The sequence below is a fragment of the Phyllobacterium sp. YR531 genome (assembly GCF_000282595.1).
GTDB lineage: Bacteria > Pseudomonadota > Alphaproteobacteria > Rhizobiales > Rhizobiaceae > Phyllobacterium.
In genome coordinates this window covers 38231-56845 of sequence record NZ_AKIZ01000017.1, presented here as the reverse complement: position 1 = coordinate 56845, position 18615 = coordinate 38231, and the positions used below count along the sequence as shown (strand labels likewise).

Annotated in this window: 16 protein-coding genes; 6 read left to right on the top strand and 10 right to left on the bottom strand. The window is 53.0% G+C overall.

Annotated features, from left to right (window positions below; translation table 11 throughout):
- Positions 1-174 precede the first annotated feature (174 nt).
- The 4 genes from PMI41_RS11425 to PMI41_RS11410 are packed head-to-tail and all read left to right on the top strand — an operon-like array spanning position 175 to position 5963.
- Positions 175-1638 (top strand): TolC family protein, encoded by a 1464-nt coding sequence (locus PMI41_RS11425; protein ID WP_157179375.1) that lies wholly within the window; start codon positions 175-177, stop codon positions 1636-1638.
- Positions 1638-2465, top strand: coding sequence for an efflux RND transporter periplasmic adaptor subunit (locus PMI41_RS11420; RefSeq protein ID WP_008124855.1), 828 nt, complete (start codon positions 1638-1640; stop codon positions 2463-2465). Before PMI41_RS11425 ends, PMI41_RS11420 begins: the two co-directional genes overlap by 1 nt.
- Complete coding sequence (locus tag PMI41_RS11415) at positions 2458-3846, top strand: HlyD family efflux transporter periplasmic adaptor subunit (protein WP_008124852.1); 1389 nt, start codon at positions 2458-2460, stop codon at positions 3844-3846. The genes PMI41_RS11420 and PMI41_RS11415 overlap by 8 nt, the downstream gene beginning before the upstream one ends.
- Positions 3843-5963: an HlyD family efflux transporter periplasmic adaptor subunit gene (locus PMI41_RS11410; RefSeq protein WP_008124850.1), complete on the top strand. Its 2121-nt coding sequence runs from the start codon at positions 3843-3845 to the stop codon at positions 5961-5963. The genes PMI41_RS11415 and PMI41_RS11410 overlap by 4 nt, the downstream gene beginning before the upstream one ends.
- Positions 5964-5969: 6 nt before the next feature.
- Here PMI41_RS11410 and PMI41_RS11405 read toward each other — a convergent pair whose 3' ends face one another.
- From PMI41_RS11405 to PMI41_RS11375, 7 genes are read right to left on the bottom strand one after another with little or no spacing between them, the layout of a single operon-like run.
- Positions 5970-6803: a 5-deoxy-glucuronate isomerase gene (locus PMI41_RS11405; RefSeq protein ID WP_008124848.1), complete on the bottom strand. Its 834-nt coding sequence runs from the start codon at positions 6801-6803 to the stop codon at positions 5970-5972.
- A 4-nt stretch (positions 6804-6807) separates the two neighbouring features.
- Positions 6808-7785 (bottom strand): mannonate dehydratase, encoded by a 978-nt coding sequence (locus PMI41_RS11400; RefSeq protein WP_008124846.1) that lies wholly within the window; start codon positions 7783-7785, stop codon positions 6808-6810.
- 12 nt (positions 7786-7797) lie between these two features.
- A complete protein-coding gene (locus PMI41_RS11395) occupies positions 7798-8586 on the bottom strand; it encodes an ABC transporter ATP-binding protein (RefSeq protein WP_008124844.1) in 789 nt (262 codons plus the stop codon).
- Positions 8587-8590: 4 nt separating this feature from the next.
- The gene (locus PMI41_RS11390; RefSeq protein ID WP_008124841.1) at positions 8591-9421 is read right to left on the bottom strand and encodes an ABC transporter ATP-binding protein; all 831 of its coding nucleotides are present in this window, start codon (positions 9419-9421) and stop codon (positions 8591-8593) included.
- A gap of 4 nt (positions 9422-9425) precedes the next feature.
- A complete protein-coding gene (locus PMI41_RS11385) occupies positions 9426-10334 on the bottom strand; it encodes an ABC transporter permease (RefSeq protein ID WP_008124840.1) in 909 nt (302 codons plus the stop codon).
- The gene (locus PMI41_RS11380) at positions 10331-11380 is read right to left on the bottom strand and encodes an ABC transporter permease (RefSeq protein ID WP_040854637.1); all 1050 of its coding nucleotides are present in this window, start codon (positions 11378-11380) and stop codon (positions 10331-10333) included. Before PMI41_RS11380 ends, PMI41_RS11385 begins: the two co-directional genes overlap by 4 nt.
- Positions 11381-11409: 29 nt before the next feature.
- Positions 11410-13014 carry an ABC transporter substrate-binding protein gene (locus PMI41_RS11375; protein WP_008124836.1) on the bottom strand — a complete coding sequence of 535 codons (1605 nt, stop codon included), beginning with the start codon at positions 13012-13014 and terminating at the stop codon, positions 11410-11412.
- A gap of 298 nt (positions 13015-13312) precedes the next feature.
- Here PMI41_RS11375 and PMI41_RS11370 point away from each other — a divergent pair, with 298 nt between their 5' ends.
- Positions 13313-14038, top strand: a complete 726-nt coding sequence (locus PMI41_RS11370) for a FadR/GntR family transcriptional regulator (protein ID WP_008124834.1) — start codon at positions 13313-13315, stop codon at positions 14036-14038.
- Positions 14039-14139: 101 nt separating this feature from the next.
- Positions 14140-15054: a 5-dehydro-4-deoxyglucarate dehydratase gene (kdgD, locus tag PMI41_RS11365; protein WP_008124833.1), complete on the top strand. Its 915-nt coding sequence runs from the start codon at positions 14140-14142 to the stop codon at positions 15052-15054.
- Between the two features lie 2 nt (positions 15055-15056).
- Here the strand turns inward: kdgD and PMI41_RS11360 are convergent, their stop codons facing one another.
- From PMI41_RS11360 to PMI41_RS11350, 3 genes are read right to left on the bottom strand one after another with little or no spacing between them, the layout of a single operon-like run.
- A complete protein-coding gene (locus tag PMI41_RS11360; RefSeq protein WP_040854636.1) occupies positions 15057-15917 on the bottom strand; it encodes a DUF296 domain-containing protein in 861 nt (286 codons plus the stop codon).
- Positions 15910-16713, bottom strand: a complete 804-nt coding sequence (locus PMI41_RS11355) for an SDR family oxidoreductase (protein WP_008124829.1) — start codon at positions 16711-16713, stop codon at positions 15910-15912. Before PMI41_RS11355 ends, PMI41_RS11360 begins: the two co-directional genes overlap by 8 nt.
- Complete coding sequence (locus tag PMI41_RS11350) at positions 16713-18614, bottom strand: TRAP transporter large permease subunit (RefSeq protein ID WP_008124828.1); 1902 nt, start codon at positions 18612-18614, stop codon at positions 16713-16715. Before PMI41_RS11350 ends, PMI41_RS11355 begins: the two co-directional genes overlap by 1 nt.
- Position 18615: the final 1 nt, after the last annotated feature.

The window sequence follows — 18615 nt, the reverse complement described above, 5'->3', positions numbered from 1 at the left end:
CGAAACATCGGGCTAAACCCTTTCAATAAGGGGCTATAGCGCGTGTTAAATTCTTTTCATCCCTCAACTTTTATTTTGACCAGTTGCCAAGAGTTGCAAACAAAGGTTATTGCTAGTCAAGGTTGAACGTCAAGTCCAAGTGATTTGCATTATGATTTTCGGGGTGCGATGGGCATGAAGAAGCAGGTATTGGCGCTGTCGTTAAGTGTCCTAATTGCGGGTTGCGCGGTTAAAATGGACCCGCTTACTGCAGAACAGAATTTGATGTTCGCCAATGAAAAGCTTGCCAGAGCCACTGCAAATCAAGAGCCCGTAACGGGATCCATCACGCTTTATGATGCTATGGCACGGGCGTTGAAATATAATCTCGACACTAAAGTCGAGATCATGGAAGCGGCGCTCAAAATCCGCAATGTTGAACTGGCAAGCTATAATATGTTGCCTAACCTCGTCGCTGCATCGGGGTATGCTGGCCGCAACGATGCTGATTCGTCGACGCCATCCACCCGCGACACCGATATTCTGTCGTCGGACCTGACGTTCTCGTGGAACATTCTGGATTTCGGCCTGTCCTATGTCCGCGCCAAGCAAGCTGCCGACGAAGCCCTCATCCAGCAGGAGATGAAGCGCAAAATCGTCAATCGCGTGATCGAGGATGTGCGCACCGCCTATTGGCGGGCTGTCAGCTATGAGCGGCTGGTTGGCCGCATGCGCGGGCTTGAGGGGCGTGTGTCCAGAGCCCTGCGCGATACCAAGCAACTGGCCACCGGTGAGGAAAGCTCGCCGCTGGTCGCGCTCACCTATGAGCGGGAGCTGATCCAGGTCAAGCGTGAAGTCGAAATGCTGGAGGGCGAACTCAAGGTTGCCAAGAGCCAGCTTGCGGCGCTGATGAATGTCGAGCCCGGCAGCAATTTCAGCCTGGCCCTGCCCAAGCGGCGCGGCACCAAGCTTGGCTTGCCCAATGATCTTCATGGTCTTTTCGCCATCGCCGCCAGCAATCGTCCCGAAATGCGGGAAGTTGCCTATCGCATGCGCATCAATGACAAGGAAGTCGATGCAGCAATGCTCGAGCTTCTGCCCAACTTCAACATCTATGCGGGCGTCAATTATGACTCCAACAAGTTCATCGCTGCCAATGACTGGATCTCATGGGGATCCAAGGTCAGCTGGAACCTCTTGAAGCTCACCAGCACTCCCGCCTTGATGAAGAAGGTGGATGCGCAAAAGGCCGCGCTGGATGCAAGGGCGCTTTCCGTCGCCATGGCTGTCATGACACAGGTTCATATCAGCCGCGTGCGTTATGGACATCTGCAGAAATCCTATTCCACAGCCTCGGCGCTTTCCAATGTTTCTCACCGGCTTTTAACACAGGTCCGCTCCGAAACCGCCGCGCAGCGTACCAGCGAGCAGATTCTCATTCGTGAGGAGATGAATACGCTCCTGGCCGATGCCAAGCTGGATATGGCCTATGCCGACCTGCAGAATGCCTATGCCAATGTCTACGCCTCTCTCGGGCTTGATCCCTTCCCCGCAGGCCTCAGCACTGATGCTCCCGTCAGTACAATCTCCGCACAGCTCAAAGACATGTGGATCGAACGCGGCGAGAAGGGCACTTTGGTCGTTGCCGGAGTAAAATAATGACGACCGGTCAATATGGCTGTACCTTTGGTCCCAAAGGATCTGGAAAGGAGACAGTCATGGCGGCCCTTGGCAACGCAACCCGGCTGACGAGCGCCTTGAATCTCTGTGCATTCATGACGTGCATCGTCCTTTCAGGCACCGCAGGCGCCCAGGAAAATGGCGGAGCAATCCGGGGAATTGTTCGGGCTGTCAATGAGTCATGGATTTCTACGGATATAGACGCACGGATCGAGTCCCTGCCATTTCGGGAAGGTCAATCTTTCAAGAAGGGCGAAGTTCTGGCTGTGTTTGACTGCGGAGACCTGGCTGCCCAATTGAAGTCAGCTCAGGCAGTGCTGCGTGCCGAGCAGCTGACGGCCGACAATAGTGCACGTCTGGCAAAATTGAACGCTGTCGGCAAGTTTGAGGTTGACCTCGCAAAGGCGAAAATCGAGCAGGCAACGGCCGAAATGGAGGCATTTCAAAGCAAGTTTTCACGTTGCACGATCAAAGCTCCGTTTGACGGGCGCATTGCAACAATGCGCGCTCATGCACATGAATTTCCCGATCGCACAGCGCCCCTCATGCAGATAGTCGGTGATACCGGGCTTGAGATAGATATGCTCGTGCCGGGAGTGTGGCTCAGATGGCTGAAGCCCGGCGCGTCATTCAACGTAACAATTGAAGAAACCGGGACGACAATTCCTGCAGAAGTGTCACGTGTTGCTGCAGTCGTTGATCCTGTCAGCCAGACGGTAAAGATCACCGCACGCTTTACAGGCGACACTGCCGGCGTTCTGCCCGGAATGAGCGGGCCAGCAAAGTTTGCGGTTCCCAATGGTTGAGAAAGCCCCTTTGCAAGAGCCGGTTCAGCTCCAACCAGTCAGCCCGGTTAAACTGGAGCAACGCAATCAGCAGGCTTTTGATCTCCTTCTCAAGATTGAAGCCGATACAAGGCAGGCAGAGACAGTAGGGGAACTGACCTTTCTGATCGCCAATGAAACGCCCAAGCTCAGCCGGGCACGTCAGGTTTTTGTCTTCACCCGAAAGGGCAAGCCTCAACGCGTTGCAGCCGTTTCGGCAATGGGAAAAGTTGAACGGGACTCACCGCGAATCCGCTGGATCGAAAGTGTTGTCGCAGCGCTTGAGGCAGATATTGGCCTTCACGAGATTCGTGAGTTTACACTGCCTGCCTATTGCCCGCCTGATGATGAAGAGCACAAGAATTTTCCCTATCGGTTTCTCGCATGGTTTCCGCTGAAACTACGTGACGGATATGTCTTTGGCGGCATGCTGCTGGCCCGTGAAGTGCCTTGGAACCAGACCGATCTGGTTGTTGTAACCCGGCTTGCTGAAACCTACAGCCATTCCTGGTCGGCATTGACAGGGACACGCAAACTCAAACGCCGGCTTCGGCTGAAGCCATTTCTGCTTGCCGGTGTCGCCATAGCCGTCATTGCCGGATTCATACCTGTGCCACTGACCGTACTGGCTCCTACGGAAATTGTCCCCGTTGAACCACGGATCGTTGCAGCACCAATCGATGGCGTTATCGAAGCGATCGAAGTTGACCCCAATGCAAATGTTGCTGCCGGACAGCTTCTGCTACGCATGTCGGATACCGCATTGCGCAATGAGCTCTCCGTTGCCGAGCAGGAAGTCAACGTTGCTCAGGCAAAGCTGAAACAGGTAACTCAGGGTGCAATAGCCGATCCAAAACTGCGCGGGGATCTGGCAATTGCCGGCACGGAATTATCTTTGGCAACTGCCAAACGCAACTACGCCAGCGATTTACTGGCACGCACACAAGTTACATCACCGGAAGCCGGTGTAGTCATGTATACCGATAAGCGTGATCTGATTGGACGCCCTGTATCCACCGGAGAGCGTTTAATGGAGGTAGCCAATCCGCAGCGCACCCAAATCCGTATAGATGTTCCTGTTGCCGACGCCATTGCGGTTAAAGCCGGAGCGCCTGTACGCGCATTTCTGGACAGTGATCCTCTACAGCCAATTCGGGCGACCGTTAGAGCAGCTTCCTTTGAGGCCCAGATGATCGAGGGCGATGTCTTGGCCTATCGCGTCTACGCCACATTGGAAGATGCACCAGAAGCAATGCGTCTTGGCATTCGCGGTACTGCCCAGATATCGGGCGACAAGGTGCCGCTGGCCTATTACCTGTTTCGCCGGCCCATCGCGACGATTCGGCAGCGTTTGGGAATATGACAACGCCTACGGATTTGCCCTTACCGGCGCTGCGTGAAGATTTGCAGATTTTCCGCGGCGGGGCGAGTTATTCCGGAGCGCCTGTCTGGGTGGTTCTCGATCCGATCCGCAATCGTTTTTTTCGTATTACTTATGAAATGTTCCAGCTTCTGTCGCTCTGGAATCGCAGTCCCACCCTCAACAGATTGAACCTCGCTTTGCAGCAGCGGTTTGGCAGGCAAACTGACGTTGAAGAGATCGGCCTTGTCATGCGAATGCTTGACGCCAATTTCTTTCTTGCCCAGCCTCTTTCCGGTAGCTGGCGCGGCCTTCATGAAAGCGCAAATCGCCGTCACTCGCTGTTTATGCAGCTGATCCACAATTACCTGTTCTTTCGTATACCGCTCGTACGACCGCAGAATTTTATTCGTGCATCCTGGCCCTATGTGTCGTTCTTGTTCACCCGGGCATTTCTTGTATTTGCTGCGCTCGTCGGACTGGCAGGTCTTTATCTCGTCTCCCGGCAATGGGACGCGTTTCTGCGGACTTTTCCATACGTGTTTTCGCTGGAAGGCGCAGCCCTATCGCTCGTTTCCGTAGCCGTGATAAAATCTTTGCACGAGTTGGGCCATGCCTATGTCGCGCATATGTATCGATGCCGCATACCAACAATGGGCGTTGCCTTCATGGTGATGATCCCACTGCTCTACACGGACGTTTCCGATGCCTGGCGGCTCAAATCACGCCGTTCCAGAATTCTGATCGATTGTGCAGGCGTTATTACCGAGCTTTGCGTGGCGGCATTTGCATTGTTCCTCTGGGCATTTATTCCAGATGGTCCCTTGCGCAGCGCGATTTTCGTTCTGGCCGCTGTAGGCTGGTTGCTTAGCCTTGTGATCAATACCAACCCGTTCATGCGCTTCGATGGCTATTACATACTTGCTGACTTTCTCGGGATCGAAAATCTGCAGCCCCGGGCGTTCAGGCATATGCGCTGGCGGCTGCGTGAATTCCTTTTCGGATTGGGTTATCCTCCGCCTGAGTATTTTCCTCCACGACTCGATGCCATCGTAACGATATATGCCATATGCACCACGATTTACCGGCTGCTGCTTTATGTCGGTATCGCGCTCCTTGTTTATCACTTTACAATCAAGCTTGTTGGAATAGTGCTGTTTGCCGTCGAGGTAGGGTTTTTCATGATCCGCCCCGTATGGTCTGAACTGAAAGAATGGTGGTCCATGCGAGAGGATATTTTTAAAGCCCGACGGACTTACGTGACACTGGCAATTGCTACCGTGGGCATTGTCCTGTTGGCATTGCCGCTGTCGACCCAGGTAAGAGCGCCAGCAATCCTGCTGCCCGAAACTTTTGTAAGACTCTATTCCGAAGAACCCGGTCGTGTTGAGCAGATAAATGTAAAACGCAACCAGACTGTAGCGAAGGGCGACATTCTCTTCGTTGTCGCTTCACCAGCTCTCGTTCAGGAGCGCGAGCTTGCGGACATTGAAATTGCCCTCGCAAAACGCCGGCTTGCCCGGATTGGCGCAAGCTCTGAAGACCTCACCCAGAAAAACGTCGTTGAGAATGAACTTAACCGGCTCATTGCCAAACGCGGCGGATTGACCGAACGTGAAGCCAAGCTGGTCATCCGAGCGCCATTCGATGGCAAGATTGCTGACCTCAACGGTGAGATTGCTCCCGGACAATGGGTCTCGCGTAAAGATCAATTCGCCTATCTGGCGAGTCCTGGAAAAGCTGTGATCCGCGGATACATCGGCGGCGAAGACAGAGCACGTGTTGAGGAAGGAGCCAGCGGATTTTTTATTCCCGATGACTTGACGCAAAACAGACTTGAAGTGGCGCTCAGCGGCTTCGCAGTCTCCAGCGCAAAACAGATTGAAGTTCCGCAACTCACTTCCCAGTTTGGCGGCAAGCTCGCGGTTCATCCCGCATCAAAGGGCCGCTTCCTGCCGGTGTCAGCTCAATATGCTGTAACTGCAAATGTTACCGGCGCTGCTCCAGAGCTGACCCAAACGCAAAGCGGGATTCTGCTTGTTGACGGGCGGGCAGAGAGTCTCCTCGCACGCGGTTGGCGCCGTGTCCTCACTGTGCTGGTTCGAGAGTCTGGCGCGTGACCAGTCCTATTTGAACTTCGCACGCATCGCGTCGATACCCGGTATTTTTGCCATAAGAGGCCGATGAACCTCTTCAAAATTCTGCACGAGAGAGCGCTGTGTCTTGCCAACAAGAATTGTGAATATATAGGAGGCGTGGCCGGGTGAAGTTGCTGTTGGATGATACCCGGTAGAAAAAGCAAAAGTATCGCCGTTACGCGTCACATGAGCATGCGGCTCCTGGCCTTCCTCATACCACAATTGGGTACCAAAGCCGCTGGGCGGATCAAAGCGCCAGTGATAGAGCTCCTCATGCGCCGTCTCTCCCGGTTGGTCAGTATCATGCTTGTGAGGTGGGTATCCTGACCAACAGCCCTCGTCCGCATAAAGCTCACTAACAAGAAGACGTCCAACGCGATCGGCCTGCTTGTTTCCCAGGATGTGGAAAATCCGGCGGCGGGATTTCGTTTCGTTCGAGCCAACATCGACCATATCTACCTCATCCGGCGTTACCCGGAAAGGCTCCATTCTGTCATTCCAACGACCACCGGCAATGGCGATCTCGCAATCGGTCACGGCTGTGATTTGAACGCTGGCGTCTGGGCCCGCATAGACCGAGTCAGCTTGCCCCGACCAAACATTTTCGCGCTTTCCGACCTGCTCGAACGTCTGGCCATCAACCAACACATGGCAACTACCGAACATCGGGACAACAGCGGTTTCAAATTCGGACAAATTGTAACTATAGGTCTCGTTAGCAACAAGTTTCACAAGGTTGAAATGGATAAGCCTTGTAGGATCATCGCCCACCAGCAAAGGCTCATTGGCATTGTCATAAGCACGGATCATCTTCGCAGACATGTTATTACACCTTGCTGTTGAGCACTTGCAGCAAGGCAGCAATGTATCCATAGCTGAAGGCAAATGCAGTGTTTTGCGGATCGCGCCCTGAAATCTGCGGAACATGGTCCGGCATGATCATGTACTTGTAGCCAACTTCGGCATAGGTCTTGAGCGAGCGCCACATATCCATGTCACCCTCTTCCGGAAAAGTTTCCATAAAGGAGAGTTTTCCCCCACGAATATTGCGGAAATGAACGTTGAAGAGCTTTCCACGCTCCCCGAACCACCGGACGACGTCGAAAATTTCCTCGGCTGGATTATCCAGCATTTCACCTACTGTGCCCTGGCAAAAATTCAGGCCGTGATAGGGGTTCTCACGCATCAGCACAAACTTCTTGAGGCCTTCGACAGTTCCGAGAACCCGCGTAACACCGCGATAGCCCGGCGGGGTATATGGATCGTGAGGATGGCAGGCCAGGCGCACCTTGTTGGCTTCAGCGACAGGAATTACCCGTTCAAGAAAGTAATCGATCCGCTCCCAATTTTCATCCTCGTCCAAAACGCCCGCAATGGTTGGTGCCTCGTCATGATCAGCTTTGTCCCAGCGAAATGCGTCATTTCGCGAACCACCGCGTCCCGTTTCAAGTTCTGTCCGCGGAATGCCAATAATATTGAGATTGTACTTCACCGCAGGAATTCCCGCCTGCGCCGTACGTTCGATCAGGCGGCATATGGAATCAATTTGCCTATCTCGTTCAGGGCCGGCAGAAAGAATGTCCGGACTGTACTGCTTCTCTATGACACGCGAGCTTAATGGCAGTTGAATCATATCCACTGAAAGTCCGAAACTTTCAACATGATCGCGATGCCGCTGGAGAATATCCAATGTCCAGTCATGCGGATTGCCTGCCGGGTCCGCACAAACATGTTCGATACCCAACTGCGCCATGACACGATAATCATCGTCGTCCCGTGCACGAAACTGTGTGCCTAGAAACATGTTCTACTCCCGTTATGCATGTACTGCGGCAAGTTCAGCAGGGTCTTCACCGTAAGCTTCGCTCGCTGCGATGAGTTTTTTTGTGTATTCCTGTGTTGTGCCGCCATTAATGAGCGCCTCCACATCCAGCGTCTCAACGATCTTGCCAGCCTGCATTACTGCCGTGCGTTTGCACATATGGGCAACAACGCCGAGATCGTGACTGACCATTAGGTACGTCAGGCCTCGCTCATCCTGCAGATCACTGAGCAGGTTAAGAATTTCGGCCTGTACCGAGACATCAAGCGCTGATGTGGGTTCATCCAGAAGCAATATATCTGGCCCGGACATCAGCGCACGGGCGATTGCAACACGCTGCCTTTGCCCGCCGGAAAGCTGATGGGGATAACGCCAGAGCAAAGCCCTACTCAAGCCGACGGAATCAAGTGCTGCATGGCCACGTGCCTCGGCATCCGGAATTGCCTGGATTCTGGCAGGTTCCATCAGTTGACGCCAAACAGTGTGGCGCGGGTGCAGCGCTTCATAAGGATCCTGAAAGACCATCTGCACCTTACGATAAAATTCTCGTCCGCGTTTCGTGCGGATGTCTTCACCGGCAACCCGTAGAGTATCTGCGTCGCCATGCACGAGACCGGTGATTGCCCGCAAAATCGTTGACTTGCCCGATCCGGATTCGCCGACAAGGCCGAAAGTTTCGCCGCGATTGACTGAAAAGCTAACCCCATCGACTGCACGGCGCGCATCTGTACCTTCGCCAAACGTGACATTCAGATTGTCTATTTCGATGACTGAACCACTCATTTTGTCACCATGCTTCATCCCTTTGCAGAATAGGCAAACGCTTGCGTGACGCGTGTATGCGCGGCATCGCCTCAAGCAGCCCTCGCGTATAGGGATGGGTTGCCTGCCCAAGCTCGCTGGCTTTTAGCGTTTCAACCACCCGGCCGCGATACATGATCAGCACTCGGTCGCAGAATCGGCGAACGAGATTGAGATCGTGGCTGATGAAGATCAAGCCAAGCCCGCGCTTCTCGACAAGTTCATTCAGCAGATTAAGGATCTCCAGCCGCACGGTGACGTCCAATGCAGATGTCGCTTCGTCAGCAATCAATATTTCAGGCTCGGAGACAAGCATCATGGCAATCATGATACGCTGACCCATTCCGCCTGACATTTCATGCGGATACATGCGATAGACCCGCTCTGGATCCCGTATTTGCACGGCACCCAGCATTGCCACAGCTTTCTCACGTGCCTGCGATGATGTTGCCCGCGCGTGAATACGGTAAGCTTCAGCGATCTGCTCGCCAACACTGACAACAGGGTTCAGTGAGTATTTCGGGTCCTGCATAATGAGGCCGATGCGGCGACCCCGTATACCGTACATTGTCTTCTCGGATGCATGAAGAATATCGACATCCCCAAGCTGTATGTGCTCCGCCTTGACCATGGCTGACGGTGGCGTGAGGCGCATGATGGCGCGCCCCGTCATACTTTTGCCAGAGCCGGATTCTCCTACAATACCAAGCTTTTCGCGGCCAAGGTCGAAAGAAACCCCGCGCACCGCGTCAAACGACCCGGCAGCGCCATTGAAACTTATCCGGAGATCTTTAACGGAAAGGAGCGTGTCGCTCATGGCTCTACTCCTGCCTCGGGTCGAGTGCATCGCGCAAAGCGTCACCGACAAGGTTGAAAGCCAGACTGACAAACAGGATGGAAATGCCCGGAATGGTTCCGACCCACCAACTGTCAAGCATGAAGCGCCGGCCGGTTGAAACCATAGCGCCCCATTCAGGACTCGGTGGCTGTGCACCAAGACCAAGAAAGCCGAGACCTGCAGCCGTCAGGATGATACCGGCCATATTGAGCGTTATGCGTACAATCACGGATGGTATGCATAGCGGGGCAATATGGCCCAGTATAATCCGTATGCTCGAAGCCCCCATAAGACGCACTGCCGAGATGTGATCGCGCTTGCGCAAATTCAATGATTCCGCGCGGGCGAGTCTCGCGATTGGCGGCCATTGCGTGAGGGCAATGGCAATAATTGCATTGTTGAGACTTGGCCCGAGTGCCGCAACAAAAGCGAGCGCCAATATCAGACTTGGAAAGGAGAGGAACAACTCAGTGATGCGCATCAGAATGGTGTCTACCCAACCACCATAATATCCGGCGATACATCCAACCAGAAGACCTATCGGTGCTACAATGACGCTCACAATCATGACGATTGAAAGCGTAATGCGACTACCCCAAAGGATACGGCTGAGAATATCCCGGCCAAGCTCATCAGTGCCAAACAGATGCTGACTGTTGGGTGCCACAAGCGCTTCCCGGAGGTTTTGCTCGAATGGAGAATATGGGGCCAGCCACGGGACGAAAATCGCAATGAATACGAGAAGAAGGATGATAATCAATCCGGCGATACCAAGCGGATTCGACGCAAAGCGTGACCAGACACGCCAGGCATTTTGAAAGGCCGCATGGGTGGCGCTTGCAGGCTCTTCTGTCGTGAGCCAGGCCGTCAGCCCTTTGCTTTGGGTACTCATTGAATCCTCGGATCAAAAAATCTGTACAGCAAATCAGAGATGACATTGAGCACGATGAATACGCAGCCGATGATCAGCGTACATGCAACCACCACATTCATGTCGCCGATAACCAGCGCGTTGGTGAGATATTGTCCAAAGCCCGGCCAGCCGAACACTGTCTCAATCAGCACGGCCCCCTCCAGCATGCCGCCATAGGAAAGTGCGACAACAGTGACGAGTTGCACCCTGATATTCTTGAAAGCGTGATGCCAAATCACACCATTGCGTGGAACACCTTTTGCCCGGGCAGTTGTGACATATTCCTGACTGAGTTGTTCCAGCATGAAGCTGCGCGTTATACGGCTTATATAGGCGATTGAGGCATAAGCGAGCACGGAAGCTGGAAGTATGATGTGCGAGACAGCACTCCAGAACACGTCCATGTCCCAAGCGAGCAAAGCATCAATCAAGAGGAAACCTGTCACGCTGGGCACAATGTCTTCGTAGAAGAGATCAATTCGACCAGACCCGCCAACCCATCCCAATTTGGCATAGAACAGCATCAGGCCAACCATACCAATCCAGAAAATCGGCGTGGAATGGCCGAGCAGCGCAATCAATCTCACTGCATGGTCGGCAAACCGCCCCCGATTGACCGCAGCATATACGCCGAGGGGAATGCCGATACCTGCACCAAGAATGATGGTGACCGTAGCAAGCTCAATTGTCGCCGGCAGGACGCGGACAATATCTTCCATCACCGGGCGACCTGTCAGCAAGGTGCTGCCAAAGTCTCCATGAAGCAGGTTTTTGAAGAAAATCCAGAATTGCTGGAAGATGGGCAGGTCAAGACCAAGCTCCTGCTTGACCTTGAGGTATGTCGCTCGATCAGCATCCGGTCCGACCACCGCAATGACGGGATCGACCGGCATCAATCGCCCAATGACGAAAGTGAGAAGAACCAATAGAAACAATGTCGTCAGAACACTGAATACCGAGCCGCTGAAACGGCGGTATTTCCGCAGACCCGGACGCTTTACCGGCGTCCGGACCGTTGTTTCCATCTGATTGACCATGCTGCGCTAACCTGACCTTAATCCTGCTTCTCGACCTGATCCCAACGGGTCATCCAGCCAATATCACCAACATAATTCTTCAATCGTGCGCTCTTGGCATAAGGATCAACGCGTTGTGAGATGGGAATGATTGGCGGACCGGATTCTTCGAAAAGCTTTAGTGCCTGCTTGTAAAGCTCGACACGCTTTTCTTCATTGTCGGTTATTGCTGCTGCTTCGTCTATCAGCCTGTTTACTTCCGGCAATTCAAAGGATGCGCGCCATGCCTGAAGATTGGCAAGGTTCGCATCGTCCTTGTTGTCGGGATTATATGCATGAGTACGAACCCAGCCATCTGCATCGGTTTGTGCAGAAGACGCTGTACGTCCTACACCCAGCTGAAACTTACGATCCCGCATCGGTCCATAGGTTTGGTCACCATTGCCGGTCTGAATATCGACTTTAATACCGGCCACTGCGAGGTTCTGTTGAATAGCCGTTGCCAGATCGGCATAGGGTGTTGAATTCAACGAAAGCAACTGTTTGCTGAAGCCATCGCCATAACCGGCAGAGGCCAAATCCTGCTTGCACTTTGCCGGGTCGTAAACATTGCCGATATCGGGGATATAACCGGGGATGTCTGCTGGAACAAAGGTCGTCGCACTTTTTCCGTAGTTCTTCATCACGACATCATTGATGTCTTTGTAATTGATACAGTAGCGCAGCGCTTTGCGCACTTCCGGCTTTGCAAATTCCGGGTCCTTCGTGCTCATGATAAGATAATAAAAACCAGATCCGACCAGACGATCTATGACAATATCGGGATTTTTTGCCAAACCATCAATGTCCGCGGAAACGAGCTGAAAGCCAACATCAAGATCGCCCTTCTCAAGCTGCAAACGCTCTGTCTGCGACTCGGGTAAATGCCTGACGAGCACGCGCTTCATCTTCGGCTCACCGCCCCAATATTCGTCATTGCGATTAAGCACGACAATATCGTTGGGATTCCAGCGATTTAGTGAGAATGCGCCTGAACCAGCCGCATTCGAGGCCAGCCATCCGCGTCCCATATCGCCATCTTTTTCGTGCTCGGCGATGACTTCTTTATCGACAATCGCACCATATGCACGGGTAAGTGCGCCCAACTTCAAGGAAGGAGCAACGGGCGTAGCCACCTCCATGACGAAGGTTGCATCGTCTTTGGCGCGGAACTTCTGATCTACGTTCTCGGGTGTATAACCCCAATTGGTGAAATAGGTCTTTCCCAACAGGCCAAGTTTTACGGCACGTTGAAAGGAATAGGCCACGTCTGCAGCTGTAACCTTGCGCCCGGTTTGAAATGTCGCCTTTTCGTCAAGAGTAAATTCAATCGTGCCATCCGGCGTAACCGCCCAGGATTTAGCGAGCAGCGGCAAAACCTTGCCGGGCGTCGCGGCGTCGTTTCGAACCAACGTATCGTAAAGATTCGCGATGACGTGATAAGATTCATAGGAATTCACATTGTGTGGATCGAGACTGGTGAGATTCACCATGTTCATGCCGATAACAAGTTGGTCTTGCGGCGTCTTGGCGGCCGCTACATTAATTGCCAGCATGGAGGCCAATGCCACTGTGCCAGCAAGCAGGGTACGAACATGAGACATAGATACCTCCCTAGTCATCTTCTTCTTATGTTGTATGACATCGTAGTATTGAAATTTTGCCTCGGCAAGCCCGAAGATGCATTTCTTGATAAGTTTTAATGCATAAGCGCGGTGTTTTTCGCTGGCCTCAATCGAAATTATGGGCTTAACCTCATAAAATCTTTGGAGAATTCTTTACTCCAAATATATATGATATCTTACCTTACCAAATTGCGCTTATGATAGCGGCTTCTGGTAGTGTACTCAGAGCAATAAAGAAAGCCTGCGCTCCAGCTTCTGATCATCTCGAAAGGCACAAATGTCGAGCATAGGAAAAAGAGAAACCCTTACAGTTCAATTGGTTAAGGCTATCGCTGATCGGATCAGCACGGGGCAGTACAGCCGGGGTGAGCGCCTGCCAACCGAGCAGGACATGATAAGCGAGTTTAATGTAAGCCGGACAGTCGTACGCGAGGCCATCGCTAATCTGAAGGCAAAGGGACTGGTGCACACGCAGCAGGGAATCGGCGCTTTTGTGCTTAAAGACGTGCCAGCAGCTCCCTTCAGGATTGAGGAAGACAATCTTGAATTGCTGGAAGAGATCGTAAGCGTTATGGAACTGCGCATATCCATTGAATTGGAGGCTGCAGCACTTGCCGCCGTCCGCCGAGACGAAGATGATCTTGCACGACTCAAGAGTTCATTGGACATGATGAATGAGACTATCGAACGGGGTGAAAGCTCGGTTCTGGCCGATCTGGAGTTTCACCGTGCAATAGCTTCTGCAACAAAAAATCGCCATTTCCTTAGCATGTTCAACTACTTGGGGGAAGTGCTTATTCCCCGCACCCGCTTGCAGACCCACAAAATGAATGATCTGCCGCAACGGCAATATCTCGAACGTGTAAATCGGGAACATGACCAGATCTATCAAGCTATAAGAGGCCAGGACGTCGAGGGAGCCCGGGCGGCAATGCGTCTGCATCTAGGTAGCAGCCGCGATCGCTTGAGAGCTACCGCATCCAAGGCCGAAAAAGTATCCTGATCAATTCGAGTGGCAAGTAATACAAAATTAGCGCAATGTAGTTGTATGATGACATACCTCGTGCTAATTACTGGATCAACAGATACCAGATGAGGCTTTCCATGCATTACGAGACACTCAAGAAAACAATCAGCTCAGGCCTACTCTCTTTCCCGGTCACCGATTTTGATCAGAACGGTGATTTCGCACAGTCCTCCTACGCCGAACGCCTTGCCTGGCTCGCTCCTTATGGTGCATCTGCTCTTTTCGTCGGGGGCGGAACCGGCGAAGGGTTTTCGTTGACACCTGCCGAGCATGAGAACGTTGTGCGCACCGCAGTTGCCGCATGCGGCAAGGAGTTCCCTATTCTTGCAACTGCAGCTTATGGAACACGCATCGCTGCACAAATGGCGAGGGATGCCGAGAAAAATGGCGCTGCGGGCCTGTTGTTGCTCCCACATTATCTTACCGAGACCAGCATCGAAGGTATCTCGCGCCACGTTGAAGCCGTATGCGCTGCAACCAGCCTCGGAGTCATCGTGTACAATCGCAATGTCTGCAAACTCAATGCAGATGCACTGGAGCGGTTGGCCGAAAAATGTCCCAATCTTATCGGCTTCAAGGATGGTGTCGGCGAGATTGAAAACATGGTCACCATCCGCAGGCGACTCGGCGACCGTTTTTCCTATCTGGGCGGATTGCCGACTGCCGAGGTTTACGCCGAGGCTTACAAGGCAATGGGCGTCGACGTTTACTCATCAGCAGTGTTCAATTTCATTCCTAGAACTGCCCTCACCTTCTATAAGGCGGTCAGTGATAACGACCACGCCACCACCTCGCGTCTGCTAAGCGAATTTTTCATTCCCTATATCGCTATTCGAAATCGGGTGTCGGGCTATGCAGTAAGCATCGTTAAAGCAGGGGCGGCGATAGTCGGACGCTCCGCAGGGCCTGTCCGGCCACCGCTCACTGACTGCACTGCAAATGACATTGCGGATTTGTCAGCCCTTATCGAGAAACTGGGTCCGCAGGCGTAAGGTCAGACTGTTTCTTCCAGACATATCTCGAAGGTAATGCAGACAGGATTCTCGCCTCTTTTGATAAGGCCTTGGGTGATAGCGCCCCTTGTGTCCACCATTGCGATCTTCATACGGGTCGCAATGGTACTGCTGTCTACCAAGCCCTCAAGTACAAACACTTCCGTTGCGACATCATCGACAATGCTGCCGTCCTCATAACGCGCGCCAATCAAGCTGCCGATGCTACCTCGGACCACTGCTTTCTTGATATCGTGTTTCAGGCATATAGCCTCCAGTGCACCAAGAATATCTTCATTGGGGGCAACGCGCGCAAAGATCATACGCGAGCCGGACACATCCATTTCCGGAAGGCTTCGCTGCACTGGATGGAACAGGGTAAAGCCGGTTTCCGCATCCGGCTCAGATATCATCGCTATATTATCGACACCCCAAGCCATTGCCCGAACAGGCTGACTGACAATCGTCTCATACGGGAGAATATGGCCAGCATTCCGCGTTCCATCAGCTTCATTCCAGATTGCATGACAATGAATGAAAGGGGCACCATCGCGCTCGCCAAAAGTTACATTGCCACGTTCGAGGTGCGTTTCATCAGGAGGTGAATATTGGTCGCTATACCAGGCGGCGTGAACGCTGTCGGTCGACAATGCAGGCATCAGATAATGAAGCGGAGCAAATGCGCCGCCCTCAATTTGCAGCGTTGCTGTCCGGATGTTCGCCGCAAGCAAAGGGCGCGCAATGGCCTCATTGATACTAAGTCCGGGTTGAAGCATGAATTCCAACTGCCGGCCCCTGCCCTCAAAGCTTTCGAAGCGCTGAGCTGCAACAGGGCCCGGCTGCAAGAGCCGCCGTTCAGACACCGGCAACCGCCGAACAGCTTTGGCCACCATCCACCGGCAAGCAAACTCCGGTGATGAAGCGGGCTTCATCAGATGCCAGAAAGACTGCAGCATTGGCTACGTCAAATGCGGTTCCCATATGCCCCATCGGAACAAGCCGGTTTCTTTCGTTGACCATATCTTCCACTGAAGCATAGTTGCCGGAAATCTGCTTGTAGATAAGTGGCGTATCTATAAGTCCGGGCATAATGCAATTGGCTCTGATGCCGTGTTTTGCATATTGCATTGCCAGTGCAACTGTAGCCTGATTGACAGCACCTTTGGCAGTATAATAGGCAAAATATGGATATCCGGTCCAACGTATCGCTGCGAGCGAAGATATGTTGATGATTACGCCGGATTTTCTCTTCACCATATGAGGCAAAACCGCTTTCGCAGTTCGGAAAACTGAACCGACATTGATGTCGAGCGATGCCCGGAAAGCTTCTTCTTCAAGCTGCTCTGGCCCGCCAGCCGTTACTACGCCAACATTGTTATGGAGGATATCGATGCGACCGTGCTGATTGAGTGCTGTCGCAACGACCTCATTCACGGAACTGGTATCCGTGACGTCTGCAGCTATGGCAATACCAGCCAACCCATCCCCTGATATGATGTCTGCGGTTTCTTTGGCAGACTCAAAACTCAAGTCAGCGCAAAAAACAAAAGCCCCTTCCCTTGCATAAGCCACAGCTGCCGCTTTGCCATTGCTCCATCCTTCGCCCGATGAACCTGCGCCGAAAACAATTGCGATCTTGTTCTTCAGTCTGTCAGCCATCAAAGAAATCCAGTTGAAATCCAAGGGATGGCAGCAACCAGAATAGTGCCAATGATCAAGGCAACCAGATAACCCCAGATCGGTCTCATTCCCTCATCGGGATTGACGCGTCCAATGGCGCAGGCAGCATAATAGCCAACACCGAACGGAGGCGCAAAAAGACCGATACCCATGGCAAGAATAACCACCATCGCATAGTGGACTTCATGCACGCCAACCTGCTGGGCAATCGGAAAGAGCAGCGGGCCGAACAGCACAATAGCCGGAATGCCCTCAAGGACACTGCCAAGGATGATGAAGGCCACAATCGAAACAGCGAGAAACGTTACAGGGCCGCCGGGCAAGGCACTCATGACGGCTGCGAGGTCGCGGGAGAAGCCCGACTGTGTCAGTGCCCACGCCATGGCGGTTGCCGCACCAATGATCAACAGGATGGCACCTGACAATGAAGCCGTGTCTACAAGCATGGGCTTCAAACGCTTCCAGTCGAACTGCCTATAGATCAACAGGCCGGCAAAGACGGCATAGACAATTCCGATGGTCGACACTTCCGTTGCCGTAGCCACCCCTTCAACCACAGCTGCACGGATAATGAATGGCAAAGCCAAAGCCGGTAATGCGATCAGGAATGCGCGGCCAATCTGCCTGCCGGTTGCCTTGGTTACATGGGAAAGGTCTTCGTTGCGATAGCGATGCCTGACGACGAAACACAACATGATTGCGAGGACTACGCCGGGCAGCAATCCTCCCGTAAACAATGCGGCGATAGATACACCTGTCACTGAACCTATCGTGATCAGTACGAGACTTGGCGGTACGGTTTCGGTTTGCGCGCCGGTGGCGGAAAGGAGCGCCACAAGCTCACCGGGTTTTGCACCACGTGCTTTCATTTCCGGAAACAGCACCGGCGCAACGGCCGCCATATCAGCGGCTTTTGCGCCTGAAATACCGGAGACCAGATACATGGCACCAATCAGCACATAGGACAGACCACCGCGAACGTGACCGAGCAGGCTCGCAAGAAACTGCACCATGGCACGGGCCATGCCGGTCATTTCGATAAGAACGCCAAGGAAAACGAAAAGGGGGACAGCCAGCAAAATGAGATGCGACATCCCCTCATCCATTCGGCCAACAACAACGAGCATCGGAACATTCGTAGTCAAAGACAGATAACCGAATGTTGCCAGCCCGAACGAGAAGGCAATCGGCACACCGCTCAATACCAGCGCAGCAACGATGCCGACGAAGAATATCAGCAAATTGATATTACCAAGCGTTTTCAACGATGGACCGAGCAGCCAGAATATAAATGCGATAGCGCCGATAAGAACGACAGCCTTGATCACGTTGCGTAGATTGGAAACCTGCGAAAGCTTGATCAGCGACGAAACAATCATGAGCGCTGCACCTACCGGCAAAGCGGCTGCACGCCATGCATTGGCAATCTCCAATGCCGGTGTGGTTATATAGGTTTCCTCATGCGCGTAGTCATATGCGGGATAGATAATGAACAGAAGAAAGGCCAGTGCGCCGACAACAGCAACCACATCAAAAAATGCACGGCGTGCCGGGCTCATCATTCCGACCAGCGCAGTCATACGCATATGTTCGCCGCGACGGAAAGCAACCACAGCACCCAGCATGGCAAGCCAGAGAAACAGGATCGAAGCCAACTCATCCGACCAAATCAAAGGGCGATGTAAAACATAACGCGCAACGATTCCGGCAAAAAGAATGACAACTTCTGCCACCACGAGAAAGGCCACCGGATATTCCACCAGATGACCAAGGAACCGATCGCATCTGGAGAGAAAGGAATGGTCATCGCGTTGCGCGGGGGAAAGAATACTTTCTTCGCCCGCAGCGACCGCGCCTTCAGTTATTTTTACGCTGGCCATC

What these genes read in the sequence shown, in the direction of transcription:
- PMI41_RS11400 (WP_008124846.1), bottom strand. Translation starts at nt 7,785, where the DNA reads ATGTTTCTAGGCACACAGTTTCGTGCACGGGACGACGATGATTATCGT.
- PMI41_RS11355 (WP_008124829.1), bottom strand. Translation starts at nt 16,713, where the DNA reads ATGGCTGACAGACTGAAGAACAAGATCGCAATTGTTTTCGGCGCAGGT.
- PMI41_RS11385 (WP_008124840.1), bottom strand. Translation starts at nt 10,334, where the DNA reads ATGAGTACCCAAAGCAAAGGGCTGACGGCCTGGCTCACGACAGAAGAG.
- PMI41_RS11370 (WP_008124834.1), top strand. Translation starts at nt 13,313, where the DNA reads ATGTCGAGCATAGGAAAAAGAGAAACCCTTACAGTTCAATTGGTTAAG.
- PMI41_RS11380 (WP_040854637.1), bottom strand. Translation starts at nt 11,380, where the DNA reads ATGGAAACAACGGTCCGGACGCCGGTAAAGCGTCCGGGTCTGCGGAAA.
- PMI41_RS11420 (WP_008124855.1), top strand. Translation starts at nt 1,638, where the DNA reads ATGACGACCGGTCAATATGGCTGTACCTTTGGTCCCAAAGGATCTGGA.
- PMI41_RS11350 (WP_008124828.1), bottom strand. Translation starts at nt 18,614, where the DNA reads ATGGCCAGCGTAAAAATAACTGAAGGCGCGGTCGCTGCGGGCGAAGAA.
- PMI41_RS11425 (WP_157179375.1), top strand. Translation starts at nt 175, where the DNA reads ATGAAGAAGCAGGTATTGGCGCTGTCGTTAAGTGTCCTAATTGCGGGT.
- kdgD (WP_008124833.1), top strand. Translation starts at nt 14,140, where the DNA reads ATGCATTACGAGACACTCAAGAAAACAATCAGCTCAGGCCTACTCTCT.
- PMI41_RS11390 (WP_008124841.1), bottom strand. Translation starts at nt 9,421, where the DNA reads ATGAGCGACACGCTCCTTTCCGTTAAAGATCTCCGGATAAGTTTCAAT.
- PMI41_RS11395 (WP_008124844.1), bottom strand. Translation starts at nt 8,586, where the DNA reads ATGAGTGGTTCAGTCATCGAAATAGACAATCTGAATGTCACGTTTGGC.
- PMI41_RS11415 (WP_008124852.1), top strand. Translation starts at nt 2,458, where the DNA reads ATGGTTGAGAAAGCCCCTTTGCAAGAGCCGGTTCAGCTCCAACCAGTC.
- PMI41_RS11405 (WP_008124848.1), bottom strand. Translation starts at nt 6,803, where the DNA reads ATGTCTGCGAAGATGATCCGTGCTTATGACAATGCCAATGAGCCTTTG.
- PMI41_RS11375 (WP_008124836.1), bottom strand. Translation starts at nt 13,014, where the DNA reads ATGTCTCATGTTCGTACCCTGCTTGCTGGCACAGTGGCATTGGCCTCC.
- PMI41_RS11410 (WP_008124850.1), top strand. Translation starts at nt 3,843, where the DNA reads ATGACAACGCCTACGGATTTGCCCTTACCGGCGCTGCGTGAAGATTTG.